General features: G+C 62.2%; 24 protein-coding genes, 1 tRNA gene and 1 other RNA gene. 11 read left to right on the top strand and 15 right to left on the bottom strand.

The genetic code is table 11. The features are described from left to right. Positions 1 to 17: 17 nt before the first annotated feature. Both ACGYK9_RS15680 and ACGYK9_RS15685 read left to right on the top strand, forming a co-directional pair. Positions 18 to 1,838 (top strand): M3 family oligoendopeptidase, encoded by a 1,821-nt coding sequence (locus ACGYK9_RS15680; protein ID WP_394412851.1) that lies wholly within the window; start codon positions 18 to 20, stop codon positions 1,836 to 1,838. Continuing rightward, on the top strand, positions 1,838 to 2,080 hold the full coding sequence (locus ACGYK9_RS15685) for a hypothetical protein (RefSeq protein WP_271689602.1): 243 nt from the start codon (positions 1,838 to 1,840) through the stop codon (positions 2,078 to 2,080). The genes ACGYK9_RS15680 and ACGYK9_RS15685 overlap by 1 nt, the downstream gene beginning before the upstream one ends. A 2-nt stretch (positions 2,081 to 2,082) precedes the next feature. Here ACGYK9_RS15685 and ACGYK9_RS15690 read toward each other — a convergent pair whose 3' ends face one another. From ACGYK9_RS15690 to ACGYK9_RS15705, 4 genes are all read right to left on the bottom strand, one after another. Beyond that, positions 2,083 to 2,352, bottom strand: a complete 270-nt coding sequence (locus ACGYK9_RS15690) for a DksA/TraR family C4-type zinc finger protein (RefSeq protein ID WP_394412854.1) — start codon at positions 2,350 to 2,352, stop codon at positions 2,083 to 2,085. Between the two features lie 166 nt (positions 2,353 to 2,518). Continuing rightward, on the bottom strand, positions 2,519 to 2,905 hold the full coding sequence (locus ACGYK9_RS15695; RefSeq protein WP_394412857.1) for a hypothetical protein: 387 nt from the start codon (positions 2,903 to 2,905) through the stop codon (positions 2,519 to 2,521). Between the two features lie 200 nt (positions 2,906 to 3,105). Further along, positions 3,106 to 3,342 carry a hypothetical protein gene (locus ACGYK9_RS15700; RefSeq protein WP_394412860.1) on the bottom strand — a complete coding sequence of 79 codons (237 nt, stop codon included), beginning with the start codon at positions 3,340 to 3,342 and terminating at the stop codon, positions 3,106 to 3,108. A gap of 80 nt (positions 3,343 to 3,422) precedes the next feature. Then, on the bottom strand, positions 3,423 to 3,665 hold the full coding sequence (locus tag ACGYK9_RS15705; protein ID WP_394422591.1) for a hypothetical protein: 243 nt from the start codon (positions 3,663 to 3,665) through the stop codon (positions 3,423 to 3,425). Positions 3,666 to 3,752: 87 nt separating this feature from the next. On the opposite strand from ACGYK9_RS15705, the gene ACGYK9_RS15710 reads away from it, so the two are divergent. Then, entirely contained in the window at positions 3,753 to 4,388 is a 636-nt protein-coding gene (locus ACGYK9_RS15710; RefSeq protein WP_394412865.1) for a GntR family transcriptional regulator, read from the top strand. Positions 4,389 to 4,444: 56 nt separating this feature from the next. Here ACGYK9_RS15710 and rpoH read toward each other — a convergent pair whose 3' ends face one another. Then, complete coding sequence (rpoH, locus tag ACGYK9_RS15715; RefSeq protein ID WP_067262445.1) at positions 4,445 to 5,341, bottom strand: RNA polymerase sigma factor RpoH; 897 nt, start codon at positions 5,339 to 5,341, stop codon at positions 4,445 to 4,447. Between the two features lie 173 nt (positions 5,342 to 5,514). Next, the gene (locus ACGYK9_RS15720; RefSeq protein WP_394413068.1) at positions 5,515 to 6,561 is read right to left on the bottom strand and encodes an RluA family pseudouridine synthase; all 1,047 of its coding nucleotides are present in this window, start codon (positions 6,559 to 6,561) and stop codon (positions 5,515 to 5,517) included. Between ACGYK9_RS15720 and ACGYK9_RS15725 the strand changes: the two genes are divergently transcribed. Continuing rightward, positions 6,560 to 6,850, top strand: a complete 291-nt coding sequence (locus ACGYK9_RS15725; RefSeq protein ID WP_394412868.1) for a DUF6476 family protein — start codon at positions 6,560 to 6,562, stop codon at positions 6,848 to 6,850. The genes ACGYK9_RS15720 and ACGYK9_RS15725 overlap by 2 nt on opposite strands. On the opposite strand, the gene ACGYK9_RS15730 is transcribed toward ACGYK9_RS15725, so the two are convergent. Further along, complete coding sequence (locus tag ACGYK9_RS15730) at positions 6,851 to 7,636, bottom strand: inositol monophosphatase family protein (RefSeq protein WP_067264836.1); 786 nt, start codon at positions 7,634 to 7,636, stop codon at positions 6,851 to 6,853. A 167-nt stretch (positions 7,637 to 7,803) separates the two neighbouring features. Here ACGYK9_RS15730 and ACGYK9_RS15735 point away from each other — a divergent pair, with 167 nt between their 5' ends. Continuing rightward, positions 7,804 to 8,844 (top strand): NADP-dependent oxidoreductase, encoded by a 1,041-nt coding sequence (locus ACGYK9_RS15735; RefSeq protein ID WP_394412871.1) that lies wholly within the window; start codon positions 7,804 to 7,806, stop codon positions 8,842 to 8,844. 219 nt (positions 8,845 to 9,063) lie between these two features. Here ACGYK9_RS15735 and ACGYK9_RS15740 read toward each other — a convergent pair whose 3' ends face one another. Then, the gene (locus tag ACGYK9_RS15740; RefSeq protein ID WP_322329407.1) at positions 9,064 to 9,969 is read right to left on the bottom strand and encodes a LysR family transcriptional regulator; all 906 of its coding nucleotides are present in this window, start codon (positions 9,967 to 9,969) and stop codon (positions 9,064 to 9,066) included. A 94-nt stretch (positions 9,970 to 10,063) separates the two neighbouring features. On the opposite strand from ACGYK9_RS15740, the gene ACGYK9_RS15745 reads away from it, so the two are divergent. Together ACGYK9_RS15745 and ACGYK9_RS15750 are read left to right on the top strand one after the other, a co-directional pair. Then, positions 10,064 to 10,930 carry a methylenetetrahydrofolate reductase gene (locus ACGYK9_RS15745; protein ID WP_067264828.1) on the top strand — a complete coding sequence of 289 codons (867 nt, stop codon included), beginning with the start codon at positions 10,064 to 10,066 and terminating at the stop codon, positions 10,928 to 10,930. 82 nt (positions 10,931 to 11,012) lie between these two features. Beyond that, complete coding sequence (locus ACGYK9_RS15750; RefSeq protein WP_394412875.1) at positions 11,013 to 11,495, top strand: PaaI family thioesterase; 483 nt, start codon at positions 11,013 to 11,015, stop codon at positions 11,493 to 11,495. 78 nt (positions 11,496 to 11,573) lie between these two features. Here ACGYK9_RS15750 and ACGYK9_RS15755 read toward each other — a convergent pair whose 3' ends face one another. Next, complete coding sequence (locus ACGYK9_RS15755) at positions 11,574 to 12,029, bottom strand: PRC-barrel domain-containing protein (RefSeq protein ID WP_271689592.1); 456 nt, start codon at positions 12,027 to 12,029, stop codon at positions 11,574 to 11,576. A gap of 173 nt (positions 12,030 to 12,202) precedes the next feature. After that, a tRNA-His gene (locus tag ACGYK9_RS15760) sits at positions 12,203 to 12,279 on the bottom strand. Between the two features lie 337 nt (positions 12,280 to 12,616). On the opposite strand from ACGYK9_RS15760, the gene ACGYK9_RS15765 reads away from it, so the two are divergent. After that, complete coding sequence (locus ACGYK9_RS15765) at positions 12,617 to 12,805, top strand: DUF6324 family protein (protein ID WP_209219317.1); 189 nt, start codon at positions 12,617 to 12,619, stop codon at positions 12,803 to 12,805. Between the two features lie 60 nt (positions 12,806 to 12,865). Here ACGYK9_RS15765 and ACGYK9_RS15770 read toward each other — a convergent pair whose 3' ends face one another. Then, the gene (locus ACGYK9_RS15770) at positions 12,866 to 13,342 is read right to left on the bottom strand and encodes an MmcB family DNA repair protein (RefSeq protein WP_394412878.1); all 477 of its coding nucleotides are present in this window, start codon (positions 13,340 to 13,342) and stop codon (positions 12,866 to 12,868) included. Between the two features lie 89 nt (positions 13,343 to 13,431). On the opposite strand from ACGYK9_RS15770, the gene ACGYK9_RS15775 reads away from it, so the two are divergent. From ACGYK9_RS15775 to ssrS, 3 genes are all read left to right on the top strand, one after another. Beyond that, positions 13,432 to 14,757 (top strand): hypothetical protein, encoded by a 1,326-nt coding sequence (locus ACGYK9_RS15775; RefSeq protein ID WP_394412881.1) that lies wholly within the window; start codon positions 13,432 to 13,434, stop codon positions 14,755 to 14,757. After that, the gene (locus ACGYK9_RS15780; protein ID WP_394412884.1) at positions 14,754 to 15,530 is read left to right on the top strand and encodes a hypothetical protein; all 777 of its coding nucleotides are present in this window, start codon (positions 14,754 to 14,756) and stop codon (positions 15,528 to 15,530) included. The genes ACGYK9_RS15775 and ACGYK9_RS15780 overlap by 4 nt, the downstream gene beginning before the upstream one ends. 76 nt (positions 15,531 to 15,606) lie before the next feature. Next, positions 15,607 to 15,761: non-coding RNA, 6S RNA (ssrS, locus tag ACGYK9_RS15785), on the top strand. Positions 15,762 to 15,819: 58 nt separating this feature from the next. On the opposite strand, the gene nusB is transcribed toward ssrS, so the two are convergent. The 4 genes from nusB to ACGYK9_RS15805 all read right to left on the bottom strand — a co-directional run bounded on the left by nusB (position 15,820) and on the right by ACGYK9_RS15805 (position 18,643). Then, positions 15,820 to 16,296 (bottom strand): transcription antitermination factor NusB, encoded by a 477-nt coding sequence (gene nusB / locus ACGYK9_RS15790; RefSeq protein ID WP_067264814.1) that lies wholly within the window; start codon positions 16,294 to 16,296, stop codon positions 15,820 to 15,822. After that, a complete protein-coding gene (locus tag ACGYK9_RS15795) occupies positions 16,293 to 16,844 on the bottom strand; it encodes a 6,7-dimethyl-8-ribityllumazine synthase (protein ID WP_209219320.1) in 552 nt (183 codons plus the stop codon). Before ACGYK9_RS15795 ends, nusB begins: the two co-directional genes overlap by 4 nt. Positions 16,845 to 16,849: 5 nt before the next feature. Then, entirely contained in the window at positions 16,850 to 17,974 is a 1,125-nt protein-coding gene (gene ribB, locus ACGYK9_RS15800; protein WP_394412887.1) for a 3,4-dihydroxy-2-butanone-4-phosphate synthase, read from the bottom strand. Positions 17,975 to 18,055: 81 nt separating this feature from the next. Next, positions 18,056 to 18,643: a riboflavin synthase gene (locus tag ACGYK9_RS15805; protein WP_209219322.1), complete on the bottom strand. Its 588-nt coding sequence runs from the start codon at positions 18,641 to 18,643 to the stop codon at positions 18,056 to 18,058. Between the last annotated feature and the right edge of the window lie 53 nt (positions 18,644 to 18,696).

Here is an 18,696-nt window from a genome sequence, read left to right on the forward strand (position 1 = left end):
GCAAATGAGGTACACCGATGTTTCAGCTTCCCTTCCCGCTTCACGATCCCAACGCCAGCGCCGGGGGCAAAGACCTTGGCGATCTGCCGGAATGGGATCTGAGCGATCTCTACACCAGTGAAGACGCGCCCGAATTGAAACGCGACCTCGACTGGCTGGAGGAAGCCTGCGCCAGCTTCGCCGCCGATTACGAAGGCAATCTGGCCATGCTGGATGCCAAGGGACTGCTCGACTGCGTGCTGCGCAACGAAAAGATCAATCAGGTCGCCGGACGCATCATGTCCTTCGCGGGCCTGCGCTACTACCAGCAGACCACCGACGCGGGCCGGGCCAAGTTCATGTCCGACATGCAGGAGAAAATCACCGATTACACCACGCCGCTGGTGTTTTTCACGCTGGAGCTCAACAAGCTGCCCGACGATCACCTCGCCCAACTGCTGGACGAGAACCCCGATCTTGCGCGCTACAAGCCCGTCTTCGACCGGATCCGCGCGATGAAGCCCTACCAGCTGTCGGACGAGATGGAGAAGTTCCTGCACGATCTCGGCGTCGTCGGCGACGCATGGGAGCGGATGTTCGACGAGACCATCGCCGGGCTGGAGTTCGAGGTCGACGGCGAGACGCTGAACATCGAAGGCACGCTGAACCTGCTGACCGACCCCGACCGCGCCAAGCGCGAGGCGGGTGCGCGGGAACTGGCCAATGTGCTGGGCCGCAACATCCGCACCTTCGCCCGCGTGCACAACACGCAGGTGAAGGAGAAAGAGGTCATCGACCGCTGGCGCGGCATGGAAACGCCGCAGACGGGCCGTCACCTCAGCAACCACGTTGAACCCGAGGTCGTCGAGGCCCTGCGCAACGCCGTGGTCGAAGCCTATCCGAAGCTGAGCCACCGGTATTATGAGCTCAAGCGCAAGTGGCTGGGCCTTGATGTGATGCAGGTCTGGGACCGCAACGCGCCGCTGCCAATGGAAGACCCCAAGGTGGTCGACTGGGCGCAGGCCGAAGCGACCGTGATGGAGGCCTACAACGCCTTCGATCCGCGCATGGGCGAACTGGCCAAGCCCTTCTTCACCAAGGGCTGGATCGACGCGGGCGTGAAACCCGGCAAGGCGCCCGGGGCCTTCGCACATCCCACCGTGACGGACGTGCACCCTTACGTCATGCTGAACTACCTCGGCAAACCGCGCGACGTGATGACGCTGGCGCATGAGCTGGGCCACGGTGTGCACCAGGTGCTGGCCGCCGATCAGGGCGAGATGCTCTCCTCCACCCCGCTGACATTGGCCGAGACCGCTTCAGTCTTCGGCGAGATGCTCACCTTCCGCAAGATGCTCGACAAGGCCCAGACCCAAGCCGAGCGCAAGGTGCTGCTGGCAGGCAAGGTCGAGGACATGATCAACACGGTCGTGCGCCAGATTGCCTTCTATGACTTTGAGTGCAAACTACACGAGGCGCGCCGCGGCGGGGAGCTGACACCCGACGACATCAACGCGCTGTGGATGAGCGTTCAGGCCGAAAGCCTCGGGCCGGCATTCGAGTACATGGAGGGCTACGAGACCTTCTGGGCCTATATCCCGCACTTCGTGCATTCGCCCTTCTACGTCTACGCCTATGCCTTTGGCGACGGTCTGGTGAACGCGCTCTACGCCGTCTACGCGGAAGGCGAAGAGGGCTTTGAAGAGAAGTATTTCGACATGTTGAAAGCGGGCGGATCGAAGCACCACAAAGAATTGCTCGCCCCCTTTGGCCTTGATGCCAGCGACCCGGCATTCTGGGACAAGGGCCTGTCGATGATCTCTGATATGATCGACGAATTGGAAGCGATGGAGGACTGATGTCCCGCGCCGAGCGCCTGAAAGAAAGGTTCGCCCCCTTCTTTGTCTGGATTCAACGGCGGGTGCCGCCCGGATTTAGATTTGCGCTCGGCCTGCTGCTCATCTGTGGCGGCATCCTCGGGTTCTTGCCGATCCTCGGCTTCTGGATGCTGCCGCTTGGCCTCATGGTGGCGGCGATGGATGTGCGGCTATTTCGGCGCTGGCGCTCTCTTCGCCGCAGACGGCGGGCAGAACGGCCTTGAGGTCACTTCAACTGGCTGTCTTTTGAGCCCCGCCGATTAATTCCGCCGCGCATCTGCGCCTGCCCGTCTCGTTCCCGCACGCAGTCGATACAAAGCTTTACCCCCGGCAGCGCCATGCGCCGCGCCTCTGGAATCGGCTCTTCGCATTCCGCGCAATGGGTGCGGCTCTCGCCCACTGGCGCGCGGCGCGCTTTTAGCCGCGCCAATTCGCCGGAAATGGAGGCTTCGATCTGCTCGCTCACCGCGCCATCGCGTGTCCATCCACCTGCCATGTTGCGCCCTCCTCATGCGGTTCACTTCATAGATATGGGGCGCAGCGGCGGCTTGTCACGGCTTCACCCGGGATATGGCCCTCGCCCCAAGGGTTATTAGATGAGGGCGCGCAGACAAAAAAACACCCCCAAAAGGGGGTGCAGCTGCTAGGCATTGGGCGGTGAGTCAAGCAGCACGCAGGGTCGTATCTCCTCCATTCAAACGGTTTAGCAGGGTGGACAGGGTGACGGCGCTTTGAATGAGCCGTCGGCGAAGCTCTTGTCGCTGGCCGGCAGGGCGCAGCGGAACGTTGGTGCGCAGGTAGACCCTTTGCGGCATGGCGGCGGGATGGCAGGTATAGGTCACTTCAACCATCGCCTCGACCCGGCCAAAGTCGCGGGCATAATGTACACTGTGAAATCGGGCGTCGCAGATGGTAAGTGTGACGGGGCATTCATCGGACGGGTGACCAACGGTGACGGGATCATAGCTGCGTTTGCGGCGGAGAATGTCACCTGCATTGAGGGACGTGATGGGGCCGGGTGTTTCTGGCGCGGTAGAGCGGCTTGGCATGTCTGATCCTCTTCCTAATGGTCTGGTCGCTTATCTTCCCTTTCTATGGGCCTTTGCGTTCCCTGAGGTGCCGCTTTTGCCCAACCTGTATACAAGTTGTCGGAGCCAATTGTGGCATAAATGTGGCAACAGATTGCCGACAGTGGGGCAAACGTATAATTTGCCAAACTTTTTTCACATTTCCTATGCGAAAGGGAGGTCTACCTCTCCTTTTCGACCTCTAGCAGCCAGTTCTCCTGAAGCTGGTTTTCGATCGCTTCGGGGAAATGGCTGCGCACCAAGGCGATGGCTTCCGCAGCGGGCATTCCGGCCCCGATCAGCAACCACGCCGCGATCAGCCCACTGCGCCCCGCGCCGTATTGGCAGGAAAGGGCGACTGTCTCTCCCGCCTCTAGCGCCGCCTCTAAACGGGCGCGGTGTGCAGGCCATTGCGCCAAGAAACTATCGCAAGGGACGTTGAAATCTTCGATTGGCGCGAAGGAGAGCCTTAGGCCAAGCGACTGTGAAGTCTTTGAAATCAGGGGAAAGCTCCATCAGGAAGCTCGACCTCCTCGGTAAGAACCAGCAACTCACGCGCCCCAGCCGCGCGCAAGCCTTCTAGGGTTTCCCGCATCTGGTGAGGATCGAGGTAAGCGCTGCCATCCACATGGGTTAACAGCCCCGGAAACCCCGTCATCGCCAGATGCCCGCCGCGGGGCGTGGGGATAACGGCGCGTATCGAGGTCGCTTCAGGATCGAATAAAGGCACATCACGAGACATAAAAACATCCATAGAATTTGAGTAACGGCAGGAACACCTGTATACATGTTAAATAAGTAACATCGAATAGACGAAGGATGCCGGGCAATGTCTACCCAAGTCAAATCCAGCGCGGCGATTGCAGAGGCGCTTCGGACGGACATCTGCCTGAACCGCAATATCGCCGACGGCATGCTGCATGAGGTGGCCCTCGCCCAGCGTTTCGGCGTGTCCCGCACGCCCATCCGGCAAGCATTGCAACGTTTGGCCTATGAACGCATGATCGCCGTGAAATCCGGCGTGGGGTCTGTCGTGACCCCTCTGGACGCGCCCATGCGCGCGGATGACATCCGCGCGGCGGTGGCGATTATCGAAGCCGCCGGCAAATGTGCAGCGCCCTCCCCCGCCCCAGCGGGGCACTTCATGTCGCTCGCCGGGGTACTGGGCATGATGGACCTCGCCCCGCTGGACAATGCCGAGGCGTTTTTCGACATCCGCGCCCGGCTTTTGAACGCCCTATCGGAGATGATCGAGAACCCGATCCTCAGCGACGCCTTTCGCGCGGCCTATTGGCGGCTGATCAGATGGTCCCTGCGTGATTTCGACACCGCGCCGGAACCTCAGATCGTGCATCTGCGAGCGGTGCTGCAAGCCGCTGCCCGGGCGATGCAGTCGGGCACGATCGCCGCCTGTTTCGAAGAAGTCGCAAGGCTCGAAAGCCAGCTTGTCGAACCTCGAAGCTAATAAAGAAAAGCCCCGCTCCAAAGAAGCGGGACCCTCTGCATCATCGGGATCAGCCGTTAGCTGGCCGCCAACATGCCCTTTTCCTTCGCCAAGTCGCGCATCCGCTTTTGCAGCTTCTCGAAGGCGCGCACTTCGATCTGGCGGATCCGCTCGCGGCTGACATCGTATTGCGCCGAGAGGTCTTCGAGCGTGACAGTCTCATCCGACAGGCGACGCTGGGTCAGAATGTCCTTCTCGCGCTCGTTCAGCACGTCCAAAGCCTCGGCCAGCATCTCACGCCGGGTCTCCAATTCGTCACGCTCCGCGTAGTCGCCTGCTTGGTCGGCGTCTTCATCCTCCAACCAATCTTGCCACTGCATCGTGCCTTCGCCTTCGGACCCGACAGTCGCGTTGAGCGAGGCATCCCCGCCCGACATCCGCCGGTTCATGGAGACGACCTCATCCTCGGTCACGCCAAGTTGGGTCGCGATCTCTTTCACGTTTTCAGGGCGCAGATCGCCCTCTTCCAGCGCGCCAATCTTGTTCTTGGCCTTACGCAGGTTGAAGAACAGCTTTTTCTGACCTGAGGTCGTGCCGAGCTTGACCAGCGACCACGACCGCAGGATGTATTCCTGAATCGAGGCGCGAATCCACCACATCGCATAGGTGGCAAGGCGGAAGCCCTTCTCAGGATCGAAACGTTTCACCGCCTGCATCAGGCCGACGTTCGCTTCCGAGATCACCTCGGACTGTGGCAATCCATAGCCGCGGTAGCCCATCGCGATCTTCGCCGCGAGGCGCAGGTGAGAGGTGACCATCTTATGCGCAGCTTCGGTGTCTTGTTCTTCGACCCAGCGTTTGGCCAGCATGTACTCTTCCTCAGGCTCCAGCAGCGGGAACTTGCGGATCTCTTGCATATAGCGGTTCAGCCCACCTTCGGGCGTTGGTGCGGGCAGATTTGCATAATTTGCCATGTCTTGTCCCTTTCCCCAGTTTAATCGGGGCCTATGTTATTTCGCTTAACATGCAATATGGGCGGCCCCCTTCGTGCTTTCAAGACAGAAGCATTCACGCTTTTGTTCATGACTGCACAGTTTCTGTGAACAAAACGTAACCGATCCTTCGGCGGTTCCGCGGGGTGGCGGGGTCACGCCGATGGGGCGGTGGGGCCGTCGCGTAGCAGGTCCAGCAGGGCGGCCATATCGGGCGGCAGGGGTGCTTCGAAACGCAGGTTTTCACCGGTTACTGGATGTTCGAACCCCAGAACGGCGGCGTGCAGTGCTTGCCGAGGGAAGGCGCGGATTGCTTCGGCGGTGGCCTCAGGCAAGGCCGTCTTGGCCAGCTTGCGCCGCCCGCCATAGGTGGCATCCCCCACCAGCCCATGGCCCGCATGGGACATGTGCACGCGGATTTGGTGCGTGCGACCCGTCTCAAGCCAGCATTCCAGCAGCGCCAGTACGGGCGGGGTGCCAAAACGCTCAACCGTGCGGGCGCGGGTCACCGCGTGCCGCCCGCCTTGAAACAGCACCGCCTGGCGCTGGCGGTCGGTCTTGTGCCGCGCCAGTTGGGTGGTCATCCGCAGGATATTCCCCGCCTCGAAGGACGCGCCTTTGACGCCCCGCAGGCGCGGGTCATTGGCATCCGGCACGCCGTAAACGAGGGTCTGGTAATAGCGCTCTACGGTATGTTTCTCGAATTGCGCCGCCAGCCCGTGATGCGCCGCATCAGATTTGGCGACGACGAGCAGACCGGTGGTATCCTTGTCGATCCGGTGCACGATGCCGGGCCGTTTCATTCCGCCCACGCCAGAGAGATCATCACCGCAATGTGCTAACAATGCGTTAACCAGCGTGCCAGATGGAGAGCCGGGCGCAGGATGCACCACCATGCCTGCGGGTTTATCGATCACGATGAGGTCGTCATCCTCAAAGACCACCGAAAGGGGGATGTCCTCGGGCAGGATGTGGCTTTCCGCCGCCTCTTCGACCGTGATCTGCACCGCCTGCCCTTCGGCCACTTTGGCGCGGGGGTCTTGGACCACGACACCGTCCAGCGTGACAGCGCCCTCGGTGATCAAACGGCCCAAACGGGTGCGCGACAGGTTCGCTTCCTCTGGCACATCGCGGGCCAGCGCCTTATCAAGACGGGCGGGCGGGCTATCGTTCAGAATGAAATCAATGCGGCGGTGAGACATGGACACGGACAACCCTGATGAACCGGCAAACCTGCGGTTTCTGCGGCGGATGGTGACGGTCTTGACCGTCGTGATGATTGGCGGGGTTCTAGTGCTGATCTTCGTGCTTGTCACCCGCCTGAGCGATCAGGGCCCGACCATGCCGCGCAGCATCACCCTGCCCGATGGCAGCAGCGCCCAAGCGTTTACGCAAGGCCGCGGCTGGTATGCGGTGGTGACGGATGCGGATGAGATCCTGATCTTTGACCAGTTGACCGGCGCATTGCGCCAGACGGTCGAGATCGAGTGATCAGCCGCGGATCGTTTTGGCGAAGGTCGAATAGATCGGCTCGTTCGCGCAGATGATCTCACCATGTTGCAGGATGTTGCGCTCAGGGCGGATCGGCTCGACAAGGCCACCGGCCTCTTTGACGATCAACATGCCCGCGGCCACATCCCAAGGCTTCAGACGACGCTCCCAAAAGCCATCGTAACGGCCCGAGGCGACATAGGCGAGATCGAGCGATGCCGCACCCCAGCGGCGCACACCGGCGCAGACGGGCAGCAGGCGGCCCAAATCCTTGAGCGTTTCAGGCAGATCGGCACGCCCCCCGAAAGGCAGACCTGTGGCAAAGATCGACTCAATCATGCGGTGACGGCCCGAAACCCGCAGGCGCCCTTCGTTCATCCAAGCGCCGGTGCCTTTCTCGGCAAAAAACATTTCGTCCTTGGCGGGGTCAAAGACCACACCGGCAACGATCTCGCCCTTATGCTCCAACGCGATGGAGATGGCCCAATGCGGCAGACCGTGCAGAAAGTTCGTCGTGCCATCCAGCGGGTCGACGATCCAGCGACGGGTCGGGTCTTGGCCCTCTTCCTCGCCCCCCTCTTCGGCCAGCCAGCCATAGGTCGGGCGCGCGCCCATCAGGTCGTCTTTGATGATCTTCTCGGCGCCGATGTCGGCCTTGGTCACGAAATCGCCCGCGCCCTTGACCGAGACCTGAAGGTTCTCGACCTCGCGGAAATCCTTGACCAATGCACGCCCCGCTTTGCGTGCCGCCTTGATCATGATGTTGAGATTCGCACTGCCGATCATTGTTCGCGCCCTTTGATGGATAAGGCGGGACGTATAGGGCGCAAGAGCGCAATTGCCAAGGGGGCAGAAACCTGCACCGCTTATTGATTCTTGCGCGCCTCACGGGTTGCATTCAGAGCGCGAGGGAACACCTTGGACGCTGTAGCAACCAGCACGAAGGAAACCCCATGTCCGACCAGATGCAGAGAATCGTCCTCGCCTCCCGCCCCGATGGCGCACCCACGCCCGAGAACTTCCGCCTTGAAAGCGCGGATATCCCGCAGCCGGGCGACGGCGAAATTCTGGTCGAAGTGCATTACATGTCGCTCGACCCATACATGCGGGGCCGGATGGACGATGCGAAATCCTATGCCGAACCTGTGCCCATCGGCGGGTTGATGGAAGGCGGCAGTGTGGGCAAGGTGATCGCCTCGAATGACCCAAGCTTTGCCGAGGGCGATTTTGCCTTTGGCGCCTTCGGCTGGGCCACCCATGGCGTCGCCCCGGCGAAACAATGTCAGAAGGTCGATGCCGAAGGCGTGCCGATCACCGCCTCGCTCGGCGTGCTGGGCATGCCCGGCCTGACCGGCTGGTACGGCTTGAACGACATCGGCCAGCCGAAAGAAGGCGAGACCCTCGTCGTGGCCGCGGCCACCGGCCCCGTCGGCTCAATCGTGGGGCAATTGGCTAAGGCCAAAGGGCTGCGCACCGTGGGCATCGCAGGCGGCGCCGAGAAATGCGAGATCGCCACCCGCGATTTTGGCTTTGACGTCTGCCTTGATCACCGCGCCTATGACGATGCCAAATCCCTGCGCACCGCCCTGAAACAGGCCGCGCCGGATGGCATTGATATCTATTACGAAAACGTCGGCGGCAAGGTGCTGGACGCGGTGCTGCCGCTGATGAACCCCCATGGCCGGATCCCGCTTTGCGGCATGATCGCATGGTATAACGCGGGCGGACTGGGTGCCGATGCCGAGGGAGCTGGCCTCACCGCCCCGCGGCTGTGGCGGACGATTTTGGTGAACTTCCTCACCGTGCGCGGCTTCATCATCTCGAACCACTGGGATCAGATGCCGAAGTTCCAGCGCGAAGTGGCGCCAATGGTCGCCGATGGCCGCGTGAAGGTGAAAGAGGACATCACCGAAGGGCTGGAGAATGCACCGCAGGCCTTCATCGACATGCTGAATGGCGGGAACACCGGCAAGGCTATCGTTAAGGTGAAGTAAACGTTGGAATGCGTCGTTCCGCCTTGTGGAACGGCGCGTTCACCCACCCGGCCCGGCGTCAAGCCGCAGGGCCGGGCCATCGCTTGCCCGTCCCCGGGTAGGCGATTTAGAAAGGCTTGGTGCAACTTCGCGTCCGTGCGTCATGGCTGAACCATAAAGCGGCATGAACCACGGTCAGATCGCCCACCCACGGGCAGGCGCTGGCCCTCGGCACCCCGCTCAGGCCCGCTGCAACTTCCGCGCCTCCTGCCCGGCCAGCTTCAACAACTCATCCATGAACGGCTTGCCCAGATCATCCCGCCGCACCGCTGCATAAAGCCGCCGTGTAATCCCCTCGGCCGTCAAAGGCCGCGTGACGTAATCGGAGGAATATTTCACCTCCCGCACGACCCAATCTGGCAGGACCGAGACCCCGCGGTTGGACGCCACCAGCAACAGGATCACCGCCGTCAGTTCCACCTGCCGGATCGCCGCAGGCTCGACCTTGGCGGGGATCAACAACTGGCTGAACACGTCCAGCCGGGTCCGCTCCACTGGATAGGTAATCAGCGTCTCCCCGCGAAAATCGGCCGCCTCGACAAAGGGCTTTTCGGCCAAAGGGTGGTTCTGCGAAGCCACGAAAACCGGATTGTAATCAAACAGTTCGACAAATTCGACACCCGGCAGTTCCTCAGGGTCCGAGGAGACCACCAGATCAACCTCTTCCCGTAAAAGCGCAGGCAGCGCGTCGAAGGCGAGACCGGGGCGGATATCGACATCCACATCCGGCCAATGGCGGCGGAACTGCTCCAACACCGGGAAGAGCCACTCGAAACAGGCGTGACATTCGATCGCGATATGCATCCGCCCCGTGCTGCCCGCCCGCAGACCCGAAAACTCGTCCTGCAAGGCTTCGACCTGCGGCAAGACCTGCTGCGCGAGCTTCAACAGCCGCTGCCCGGCAGGGGACAACTTCAACGGTTTCGAGCGGCGCACGAACAGTTCAACCCCCGCCTGATCCTCTAACCCCTTTACTTGGTGACTTAAGGCCGACTGCGTGATATTCATCTGATCCGCCGCGCGGGCCAAGCCGCCCGCCTCGTGGATGGCCTTGATTGTGCGCAGGTGACGGAACTCAATGTGCATTTGAGGCATTACTCATGTTCAAGATGAATGTTATGAGTTTGTCTCACAAGCCTAGATGTGAGACAAGACGTGAAACCGCCAAAAGGATCTTTCAATGACCACGCCTGCCGTTTCCTTCGAAGTCTTCCCGCCCCGCACCGTCGGCGCGGCGTTCAAACTGTGGGATGCGGCGCAGGCATTGGCCCCGCTGGCGCCGCGTTTCTTCTCTGTCACCTACGGCGCGGGTGGCACCACGCGCGATCTCACCCATGATTCGGCGCATGTGCTGCACCGCACCTCGGGCCTGCCCGTTGCAGGCCACCTGACCTGCGTCGGCGCCAGCCGGGCGGAGACGCTCGACGTGGCCGATAAATTCGCCGAAGCAGGCATCAAGGACATCGTCGCCCTGCGCGGCGACCCGCAAGCGGGCACCGACAAGTTCGTGCCCCACCCCGAAGGCTTCGCCGACAGTTGCGAGCTGATCGAGGCGCTGGCGAAAACCGGCAAATTCACAATCCGCGTCGGCGCCTACCCCGACCCGCACCCCGAAGCGGCGGACCAGCAGGCGAATATCGACTGGCTCAAGCGCAAGTTCGACGCAGGCGCGGATGAGGCCCTGACCCAGTTCTTCTTTGAGGCGGAGACCTTCCTGCGTTTCCGCGACGCCTGCGTGAAAGCGGGCATCGACAAGCCGATCACGCCGGGCATCCTGCCGGTGGTGAACTGGACCTCGGCCCGCAAATTCGCCGTCAAATGCGGCACGCCGGTCCCGGAATGGGTCGACCAAGCCTATGAGGCCGCGATCCGCGATGACCGGCACGACCTGCTGGCCCAAGCCATGTGCACCGAACTGTGCAGCGAGTTGATCGACGAAGGCGTGGATGCGCTGCATTTCTACACGCTCAACCGCGCGGAACTCACCCGCGACGTCTGCCGCGCCATCGGCGTGACCCCGCAGGTCGATCTCTCGGACGTCGCGTAAGCGCCGCCCCTCTGGCAGGGGGGGCTTGCCCCTGCCCCGCGCGGGCGTATCCTCCGGCGAAATTCACTTGCCGGAGAAGACCATGCCCCGCATCGCCCAAAGCCCTGATGATCTTTTGTCCCAATCCGAAGCGCTCAAGCTTTCGGGGCTGGAGTTCATGCAGGCCATTCTCGACGGCACCAACCCCGGCCCGCCCATCGGCCAGACCATGGGCTATGCGCTGCATTCGGTCGAAGAGGGCCGCATCGTCTTTCGCGGCGCGCCGAGCTTTGCCATGGCGAACCCGATGGGCACGGTGCACGGCGGCTGGTACGGCACGCTGCTCGATTCAGCGATGGCCTGCGCGGTGATGACGAAAATCCCCCGCGGCTCGGTCTATACCACTTTGGAATACAAGATTAATATCCTGCGCGGCCTGCCTTTGGGGATGGAGATCGACTGTATCGGGGCGACCGATCATGTGGGGCGGTCGACCGGTATCGCGCATGGCGAAATTCGGGGTGTTGAGGACGGGAAGCTCTACGCCACAGGCTCGACCACCTGCATCGTGATGAAGCTCGCCTAACCCCATTCACAAAAGAACCCCGGCGGGATTACTCCACACCGGGGTTCGGTCATTCAGCTAAAGCGTTAACCGCTTGAATTAGTCCCAGAAGCCTTCGTCAACGCCGGGCAGCGCTTCGAGTTCTTCTTCACTCAGACGCGTGACATAGGCGTAGGTCTGGTCGTCGACGGCCACGAGGTTCACATCGGGTGTCGAGATCATGACGTGTTTGTCACCGATATCGAGGAAACCACCGACCTCGGCCACGATGCCGACCATCTGGCCGTTCTTGGACAGAACGATGTCTTCGATCTCACCAATTTCGTTCCAGTCGGCGCCGATTTCGTTATAGGCCGTGTTGGGGCTCCATTCGTCGCCGGCTTCGTTGAGGGTGTAGATCTCCCCGCCAGTGATATCGCGCGAGCGGATCAGATCGCCGCGCATTTCGTTCATCTGCATGCTATCGACGTTGGAATAGTCGGTCATATGCGTTTCAGCGAAAGCGGCAGTGCCTGCGAGTGTCAGGGCAAGGGTGCTGGCTGTAAGCGTTTTCATGTCTCTCTCCTCTTCGTTATTTGCTATGGTCACAACGAAAGCTCGGACAGAACGTTCCAGAAAATCCAAAATTTACTATGGGTTAGGGTGCCAGCGCGCCGGCAGCGTTATGCGGCGTGCCACAGAAAAGGCAGTTCGCCCCAAGGCGGAGATAGAATGAAATTGGGGGGGGGTGGTACCACCTCCTGGTCTCGAACCAGGGACCTCTTGATCCACAATCAAGCGCTCTAACCAACTGAGCTAAGGCGGCACTGGGGCGGATTTAGCGCCCGTGGCGGAGGAATGCAAGACCTCAAAGTCAGAAGAAATGCCGGTTTCCGTCAGATTTTTCGCACGCCCTGTGTCATCGGCACTCATGCGGGAAACGCGGGTGGATGACGCGGCGATTCCGCCCTCGGTCTCCAAGCCGCGCGTCGCCGCAATCTCCCGATCCGCCAGAACGGCACCCCACCCTCGTGCAAAATGGTGATGACGCACCCGTCACCTAAGGCCAAAGCGCCCCCTGCCCTGCGCCGCAACCCGCCAAGATATCTTGCCTTTTCGCCCATGCCGCGCTAGCGATAAGCCCCAACAAACCGGAGGCTCCCATGGGCATCGACACCGAACGCGACATCGAAGCAAACCTGCAAATCGGCCCGACAGACAAGGGCATGGTCCGCCTTTTCGTTGAAGGCGGCGGCGTTGAAATTCCGATGGATTTCACCCCGGAAGAAGCCCGCGAAATCGCGGAAGAGATCATGGCCGCCGCGAACCGCGCAGGCAAAAAAGGGCGCTAAGCCGCCTAAAAGCGGGTTCGCCCCGCCTTAGGGATATGGGCGAACAACCTCACCCCCCTTTCAAGACCAGTTCGGCGCCATGTCGGGATCGCGTAGGCGATGCAGGCGCCGGGCGGCATGGGTCGCGAATTTCTGCACCATCACCTTGCGCCGGGCGGGCGCAAGCTTGGTCTCATCGCACATCCTCACAATCTCGGCCCCATAGGCGTCACCGATGATGAGGCCGCTTTCCTCGGGCAGCAGTTCTACCGGGAAATCACTGTCCACGGCCCAAAAGAACCGGTCGGCCCATTCCAAATAGCCCTCCCATTTTGCGTCGCCCATGAAGTCGGCGCGACTGGATTTGCATTCGACGATCCAAATCTCCCCCTTAGGGCCAAGCGCCATCACGTCGACCCGCAAACCGCGCGTCGGCACAAGTTCCTCGACCGAGGCGAACCCAAGATCGGCCAAATGCCGCATCACCCCCCGCGCCAATAATTGGCCGGGTTGGAACTGTCGTATGTCATTCTCCATCATGGCGACAAATATGAACATTTGATGAACATCCACAAGGGGCAGCACCGGAAAGTTTGGTAATTCCCCCGTGACCCCCTATCTTCACCCCAGCAAAGCGAGGGAGGCCCATGGCACAACGCGAACCGATGAGTGAGACGCAGGCGCGCGGGGTGCGTTACGCCCGTGAATTGGAGGGCCACCTGACATGGCTCGATACATTCTCGGGCACGGCGCTTGGCGTTTTGGCCGTGGCCTCGGGCATTTACACCTATCTTGGCGTCTCGTCGCTGCTGGATGACAACGGCGCCATGTCGGCCTTTGCCGCGATCGCCTATTCGGTGGCGGTCTCGGTGGGGATTTTCGTCTTCTGGTCCTATCTGCTGAGGCTCTTCCCCGCAGTGCGCACCACCCGTGCGCGGATGGGACTTTTGGGGGCGATGGGGCTCGGCTCCGTCGCGATCATCGCCATGTCGAGCTGGCTGAACGCGGCGGCACTTGCCGGATCGGCGGCGGTCGAACAGCATCTGGCCGAGACGGTGCAAGATTACCAAGGCGCGTTAGAGCGCACCCATGAGATTGCCCTGTCCGCCCAAGGGCTTGAGCGGGACGTGGCGCGGGTCAGACAAAGCTTTGAAGACCTGAGCGAGCAAGAGGCCGCTGGCAGCCTCTCGGGCCTTGCCGGGCGCGGCGCGGTGTTCCGGGTGCTGCGGCAGAAGTCGGCGGAACTGGGCGCGCTGGAGGCGCAGATCGCCACCCAGACCCCGCTGGTGAATGACGCCTTCGCCGAGGGGAACCAGATCCTCAGCCGCATGCGCGCCCTGACGGTGGAGCCCGGCCCGGTCCAGGCGCGCTCGGTTGAGTTTTCCGAACAAGCCGTGCGGCTTGCAGGGCTGATCACCCGGCTGCGGCAGCTTTCCGTGGCCCCGCTGGTGGAACGCGCGGCGCAGGATTTGTCGGCCTCCGTCGTGCTGCCTGAGCTTGACGGCAGCAACGAAGAGCAACGTGGCGCGCAAGGGGCGACGATAACCTCGGTTCTGGAGGTGCTGGCCCAGCGTGCAGCGACATTGGAGCGCGCGGCGCAGGATGTGCAGGCCATGCCGCCCGCCGCCGACACGACCTATACGCCGATCTCCAGCGCCGATGCGGTGATCCTCTATGCGCGCAATTTCGTGCCCTCTTGGGCCGGGGCCATCGCGATTGACCTGTTGCCCGCCGTGCTGGTGCTGATCCTCGCCATCACCCAAGGCGCGATCCGCTCGGGCCGCGAGGGGGCTGCCGTCGAAGACACGTTGACCCTTGCAGAACTGCGCGCCGCGCTGGCCGCCGTGCGCGATGTCGATGTGGCCATGCAGGAAAGCCCCGCGCATAAACGCGCCCCCGCCGAAGCGCCGCCCACCCATGATGCGCCCGATGAACCGGCCCCCGGCCCCGTCACATCGATCAAAAACACATGAGCAAGGAGACTCCACCGGACGCCGAAGCCCGCCGCCGCCCGCCGATCGTCGGGCGGGTGCTGATCGGCGTGTTGATCTTTCAGCTTGGCCTTGCCGTGCTGCTGTTCTGGGGTGATTTGGGCGAGGGGCTGCGCCTGCCCGGCTTTGGCCCGCGCGCCCCGGAATTGACGGAGCCGGTCCGCCCCGGCGACCAGACCCGCCGCTTCCGCCCCGAGCGCGCCCCAACACCCGGCCAGCCGATGCCCGAGACCGCCCTTCCCGACCGGCTGGTGCTCACCCCCGTCTCGGGCGGGCGGGCGGCGCTGCTGGAAGGGGCCATCGAAGCGGGCGATGCAGAGCGCATCATTAAGCAGTTAAGCGAACTGAGCCCCATGCCCGAAGAAATCTACCTCAACTCCCCCGGCGGGTCGGTGCGTGATGCCTTGGAACTGGGCCGCCACCTACGCGGCGAAGGGCTTGATACCGCGCTGCGTGAAGGCGACATCTGCTATTCCGCCTGCCCCTATCTGCTCGCGGCTGGACAAGAACGGTCAGTCCCTGAAAGCGCCTCGGTCGGGGTGCATCAGCATTACTTCGGCGAAAGCACGATCCTGCCTGCCTTTGTCGCCGTGGAGGACATCCAGCGCGGCCAAGGCGAGGTGATGCGCTATCTGGATGATATGGGGGTAGACCCGCTGGTGATGCAGCACGCGCTGGTCACGCCACCCGATGAAATCTATGTGCTGCTGCCCGAAGAATTGCGCCGCTATGGCTTTATCCCCACCGAAGATTGAGCGGGGCAGAGAAGTTTTGCAAATCCACTTCCGCCCCCTTGCCGCAGCCCCACTTGGCCCCTACATCGGGGGTCGACGGGTTCTGCCCTGTTCGTGAACGTTACATTCCAGTGGCCTTAAGCAAATCCGAGGGAGCTGGCTCTGTCCGAGCCCTGGTTCGGTTACCTGGCGCCCACCTGTACATACAGGTCCTCGGGAATATAGAACAGCAGCGGCAGGCGCGGTTCCCGTCACTTTCCCAAGACATTGATGTGGTAGATGGCCCCCTCGGGGCCACTTTCCCGCGCGTTTAGAACGCTTCGGGGCGCGCCTCGCGGGCCATATGGTCAAGCACGGCGTTGACAAAGCTCGGCTCGCGCCCATCGGGGAAGAAGGCATGGGCCACGTCGACATATTCCTTGATCACCACGCGCGGCGGCGTGTCGTCATGGCGGAACTCGGCCCCGGCGGCGCGGAACAGCGCGCGCAGGGTCGGGTCGATCCGGGCAATGGCCCATTTGGCGACGATGGCGCGGTTGGCCATCTGGTCGATCGGCGCTTGATAGTTCACCGCATCTTCGAGCACGCGAGAGAAGTGATCGACATCCCCCTCCTGCATCTCGTCGCCCTCATAGACCGCACCGAAACGGTGGTCGATGAATTCGTGACGCACGACATCGACCGTCTGCGCAGAATGCTCCATCTGGAACAGCGCCTGCACGGCATAGAGCCGCGAGGCCGACTTCATCTTACGTTTCTGGTTGCCCGAAGGCCCGTTGCTGGTCATGCGATGTTTGATCCATCCGTGTCGCCGGCCATCAAAGTGTCCTGCCCGAATGGCTTGAACCCGATGCCCTTGCTCTGGCGGCCCCATTTACGAGCGAGCGCGATAAGATGCAAGGCCGCAGCGGCCGCGCCGCCGCCTTTGTTTTGCCCCTCGGGATCGGCGCGCACCTCGGCCTGTTGTTTGTTCTCGACCGTCAGAATGCCATTGCCGATGCAAAGCCCTTGCAAGCCAAGCAGTTGCAAGGCGCGGCTGCTGTCATTGCAGACGGTCTCGTAATGCGTGGTCTCGCCCCGGATGACGCAGCCAAGCGCGACATAGCCGTCGAAATTGCTGCCCCGGTCGGAAATGCCGATGGCGGTGGGAATCTCCAGCGCGCCGGGCATTTCGATCACCTCATAACTGGCGCCCGCAGCCTCCAACTCGGCCTTGGCGCCGGTCAACAGGCCATTCGCGATGTCCGAGTAATAGGGCGAGACGACGATCAGCAGCTTCACCGGTTCGTCAAAGCTGGGGCGCGGCAGGATGGTATGCTCTTCGGCGGATGCCATGGCGATTACTCCGTAGTGATGGGCCGGGTGCCCACGATTTCCAACGCATAGGCGTCGAGGCCCAGATAGCGCGTGTCGGGATTGTCGGTCAGCAGGACCAGTTCATGCAGCCCCATTGTCGAGAGGATCTGCGCGCCAAGCCCAGTGCGTTTAATCGTGCGCGGGCGGTCGTCATCCTCTGGATCGAGCTTGAGGCGCGGATAAGGATCGCGGAACAGCACCACGGCCCCCCGCCCCTCTTCGGCGATAATCTGCATGGCGCGGGGCAACTCATCCGCAGGGCTGGGGCCGAGGCCGAGAATATCTTCCAGCGCGTTGATCGCATGGGTGCGGATCAGCACCGGCTCGGGGGTCGAGATGTCGCCCTTGGTCAGCACCACATGGTCGGTGCCCGTGATCTGGTCGGAGAACACCCGCATCTGCCAATCGCCGCCATAGGCGGAGGTCACGGTGCGGCTGTCGCGCTCCACCAACAGATTGTCGTGCTTGTGGCGGTAGGTGATGAGATCGCTGATCGTCCCGATCTTGAGCCCATGCGCGGCGGCGAATTCCACCAGATCGGGCAGACGGGCCATTTCGCCGTCGTCCTTCATGATCTCGCAGATCACGCCCGAAGGGTGCAGCCCCGCGAGGCGCGAAATATCGACTGCCGCTTCGGTATGCCCTGCCCGTACAAGCACGCCACCATCGCGGGCGCGCAGCGGGAAGACATGGCCGGGAGTGGCGATATCGGCCGAACCAGCCTGCTCGGAAATCGCCACGGCCACGGTCAGCGCACGGTCGGCGGCAGAGATGCCGGTGCTGACACCCTCCCGCGCCTCAATGCTGACGGTAAAGGCCGTCTCATGCCGCGAGGAATTGTTCACCGCCATCATCGGCAGGCCAAGGTGATCGACCCGCTCTGCCGTCATCGGCAGACATATCAGCCCGCGCCCGTGGGTCGCCATGAAGTTGATCGCCGCAGCATCGGCAAACTGCGCCGGGATCACCAGATCGCCTTCATTCTCGCGGTCCTCATGGTCCACCAGAATGAACATACGGCCTTGGCGCGCGTCTTCGATGATCTCTTCGATGGGCGAGATCGCATCGCTCAGCCCTGTCTCGACCGGTCCGGGTTTGTCAAATTGCATCGGCTGCTTCCATCTATCTGTTGCCCGGCTCTTAGCCTGACCCGCGCCGCTTGGCCAGAGCGCGCCCCGAAGGGCGCGGCGTCACATCTCGTTCAGGCGGGCCACATAACGGGCCAGCGTGTCGATTTCGAGGTTCACCAGATCGCCGACGCCTGCATCGCCCCAAGTCGTCACCTCCTTGGTATGGGGGATGAAGTTGATGCCGAAATCACAGCCATCGACATCATTCACCGTCAGCGAGGTGCCATTCAGCGCCACGGAACCTTTGGGCGCGATGAACCGCGCCAGATCCTCGGGCGCGCGCAGGGTCACGCGGGTGCTGTCGCCCTCGTCTTTCATCTCGATGATCTCGGCCACGCCATCGACATGGCCCGAGACGATATGTCCGCCCAGCTCATCGCCCACCTTCAAAGCACGTTCAAGGTTCACGCGTTTGCCCTCGCGCCAGTGCTGGCCGAGGTTGGTCTTAGCCACGGTCTCGGCGCTGATCTGCACCTCATACCAATCCTCGCCCAGTCCCACGACGGTCAGGCAGACGCCGTCGCTGGCGATGGAGGCGCCCATGTCGATGCCGCTGGTGTCATAGCCGGTCTGGATGCGCGCGCGCAGGTCGCCTTCCTGCTCCAGCTTGGTCACGGTGCCAACGTCTGTGATAATGCCGGTGAACATGGGGTAGGCTCCTTTGCTGGTTCCGCGCAGTGGTAAACCCGGTCACCGCCACA

The organism is Sulfitobacter sp. 1A15258, assembly GCF_043557045.1.
In the GTDB taxonomy this organism is placed as follows: domain Bacteria; phylum Pseudomonadota; class Alphaproteobacteria; order Rhodobacterales; family Rhodobacteraceae; genus Sulfitobacter; species Sulfitobacter faviae.

Bases quoted from the DNA above. Each gene is read 5' to 3' on its own strand.
- ACGYK9_RS15720 (WP_394413068.1), bottom strand. From the start codon at position 6,561: ATGTCTCACCGCCGCATTGATTTCATTCTGAACGATAGCCCGCCCGCC.
- ACGYK9_RS15755 (WP_271689592.1), bottom strand. From the start codon at position 12,029: ATGAAAACGCTTACAGCCAGCACCCTTGCCCTGACACTCGCAGGCACT.
- ACGYK9_RS15725 (WP_394412868.1), top strand. From the start codon at position 6,560: ATGGACACGGACAACCCTGATGAACCGGCAAACCTGCGGTTTCTGCGG.
- ACGYK9_RS15775 (WP_394412881.1), top strand. From the start codon at position 13,432: ATGGCACAACGCGAACCGATGAGTGAGACGCAGGCGCGCGGGGTGCGT.
- ACGYK9_RS15695 (WP_394412857.1), bottom strand. From the start codon at position 2,905: ATGCCAAGCCGCTCTACCGCGCCAGAAACACCCGGCCCCATCACGTCC.
- ACGYK9_RS15750 (WP_394412875.1), top strand. From the start codon at position 11,013: ATGCCCCGCATCGCCCAAAGCCCTGATGATCTTTTGTCCCAATCCGAA.
- ACGYK9_RS15680 (WP_394412851.1), top strand. From the start codon at position 18: ATGTTTCAGCTTCCCTTCCCGCTTCACGATCCCAACGCCAGCGCCGGG.
- ACGYK9_RS15735 (WP_394412871.1), top strand. From the start codon at position 7,804: ATGTCCGACCAGATGCAGAGAATCGTCCTCGCCTCCCGCCCCGATGGC.
- rpoH (WP_067262445.1), bottom strand. From the start codon at position 5,341: ATGGCAAATTATGCAAATCTGCCCGCACCAACGCCCGAAGGTGGGCTG.
- ACGYK9_RS15730 (WP_067264836.1), bottom strand. From the start codon at position 7,636: ATGATCGGCAGTGCGAATCTCAACATCATGATCAAGGCGGCACGCAAA.
- ACGYK9_RS15795 (WP_209219320.1), bottom strand. From the start codon at position 16,844: ATGGCATCCGCCGAAGAGCATACCATCCTGCCGCGCCCCAGCTTTGAC.
- ACGYK9_RS15740 (WP_322329407.1), bottom strand. From the start codon at position 9,969: ATGCACATTGAGTTCCGTCACCTGCGCACAATCAAGGCCATCCACGAG.
- ACGYK9_RS15710 (WP_394412865.1), top strand. From the start codon at position 3,753: ATGTCTACCCAAGTCAAATCCAGCGCGGCGATTGCAGAGGCGCTTCGG.
- ACGYK9_RS15765 (WP_209219317.1), top strand. From the start codon at position 12,617: ATGGGCATCGACACCGAACGCGACATCGAAGCAAACCTGCAAATCGGC.
- ACGYK9_RS15690 (WP_394412854.1), bottom strand. From the start codon at position 2,352: ATGGCAGGTGGATGGACACGCGATGGCGCGGTGAGCGAGCAGATCGAA.
- ribB (WP_394412887.1), bottom strand. From the start codon at position 17,974: ATGCAATTTGACAAACCCGGACCGGTCGAGACAGGGCTGAGCGATGCG.
- ACGYK9_RS15780 (WP_394412884.1), top strand. From the start codon at position 14,754: ATGAGCAAGGAGACTCCACCGGACGCCGAAGCCCGCCGCCGCCCGCCG.
- ACGYK9_RS15805 (WP_209219322.1), bottom strand. From the start codon at position 18,643: ATGTTCACCGGCATTATCACAGACGTTGGCACCGTGACCAAGCTGGAG.
- ACGYK9_RS15685 (WP_271689602.1), top strand. From the start codon at position 1,838: ATGTCCCGCGCCGAGCGCCTGAAAGAAAGGTTCGCCCCCTTCTTTGTC.
- ACGYK9_RS15745 (WP_067264828.1), top strand. From the start codon at position 10,064: ATGACCACGCCTGCCGTTTCCTTCGAAGTCTTCCCGCCCCGCACCGTC.
- ACGYK9_RS15705 (WP_394422591.1), bottom strand. From the start codon at position 3,665: ATGTCTCGTGATGTGCCTTTATTCGATCCTGAAGCGACCTCGATACGC.
- ACGYK9_RS15770 (WP_394412878.1), bottom strand. From the start codon at position 13,342: ATGTTCATATTTGTCGCCATGATGGAGAATGACATACGACAGTTCCAA.
- nusB (WP_067264814.1), bottom strand. From the start codon at position 16,296: ATGACCAGCAACGGGCCTTCGGGCAACCAGAAACGTAAGATGAAGTCG.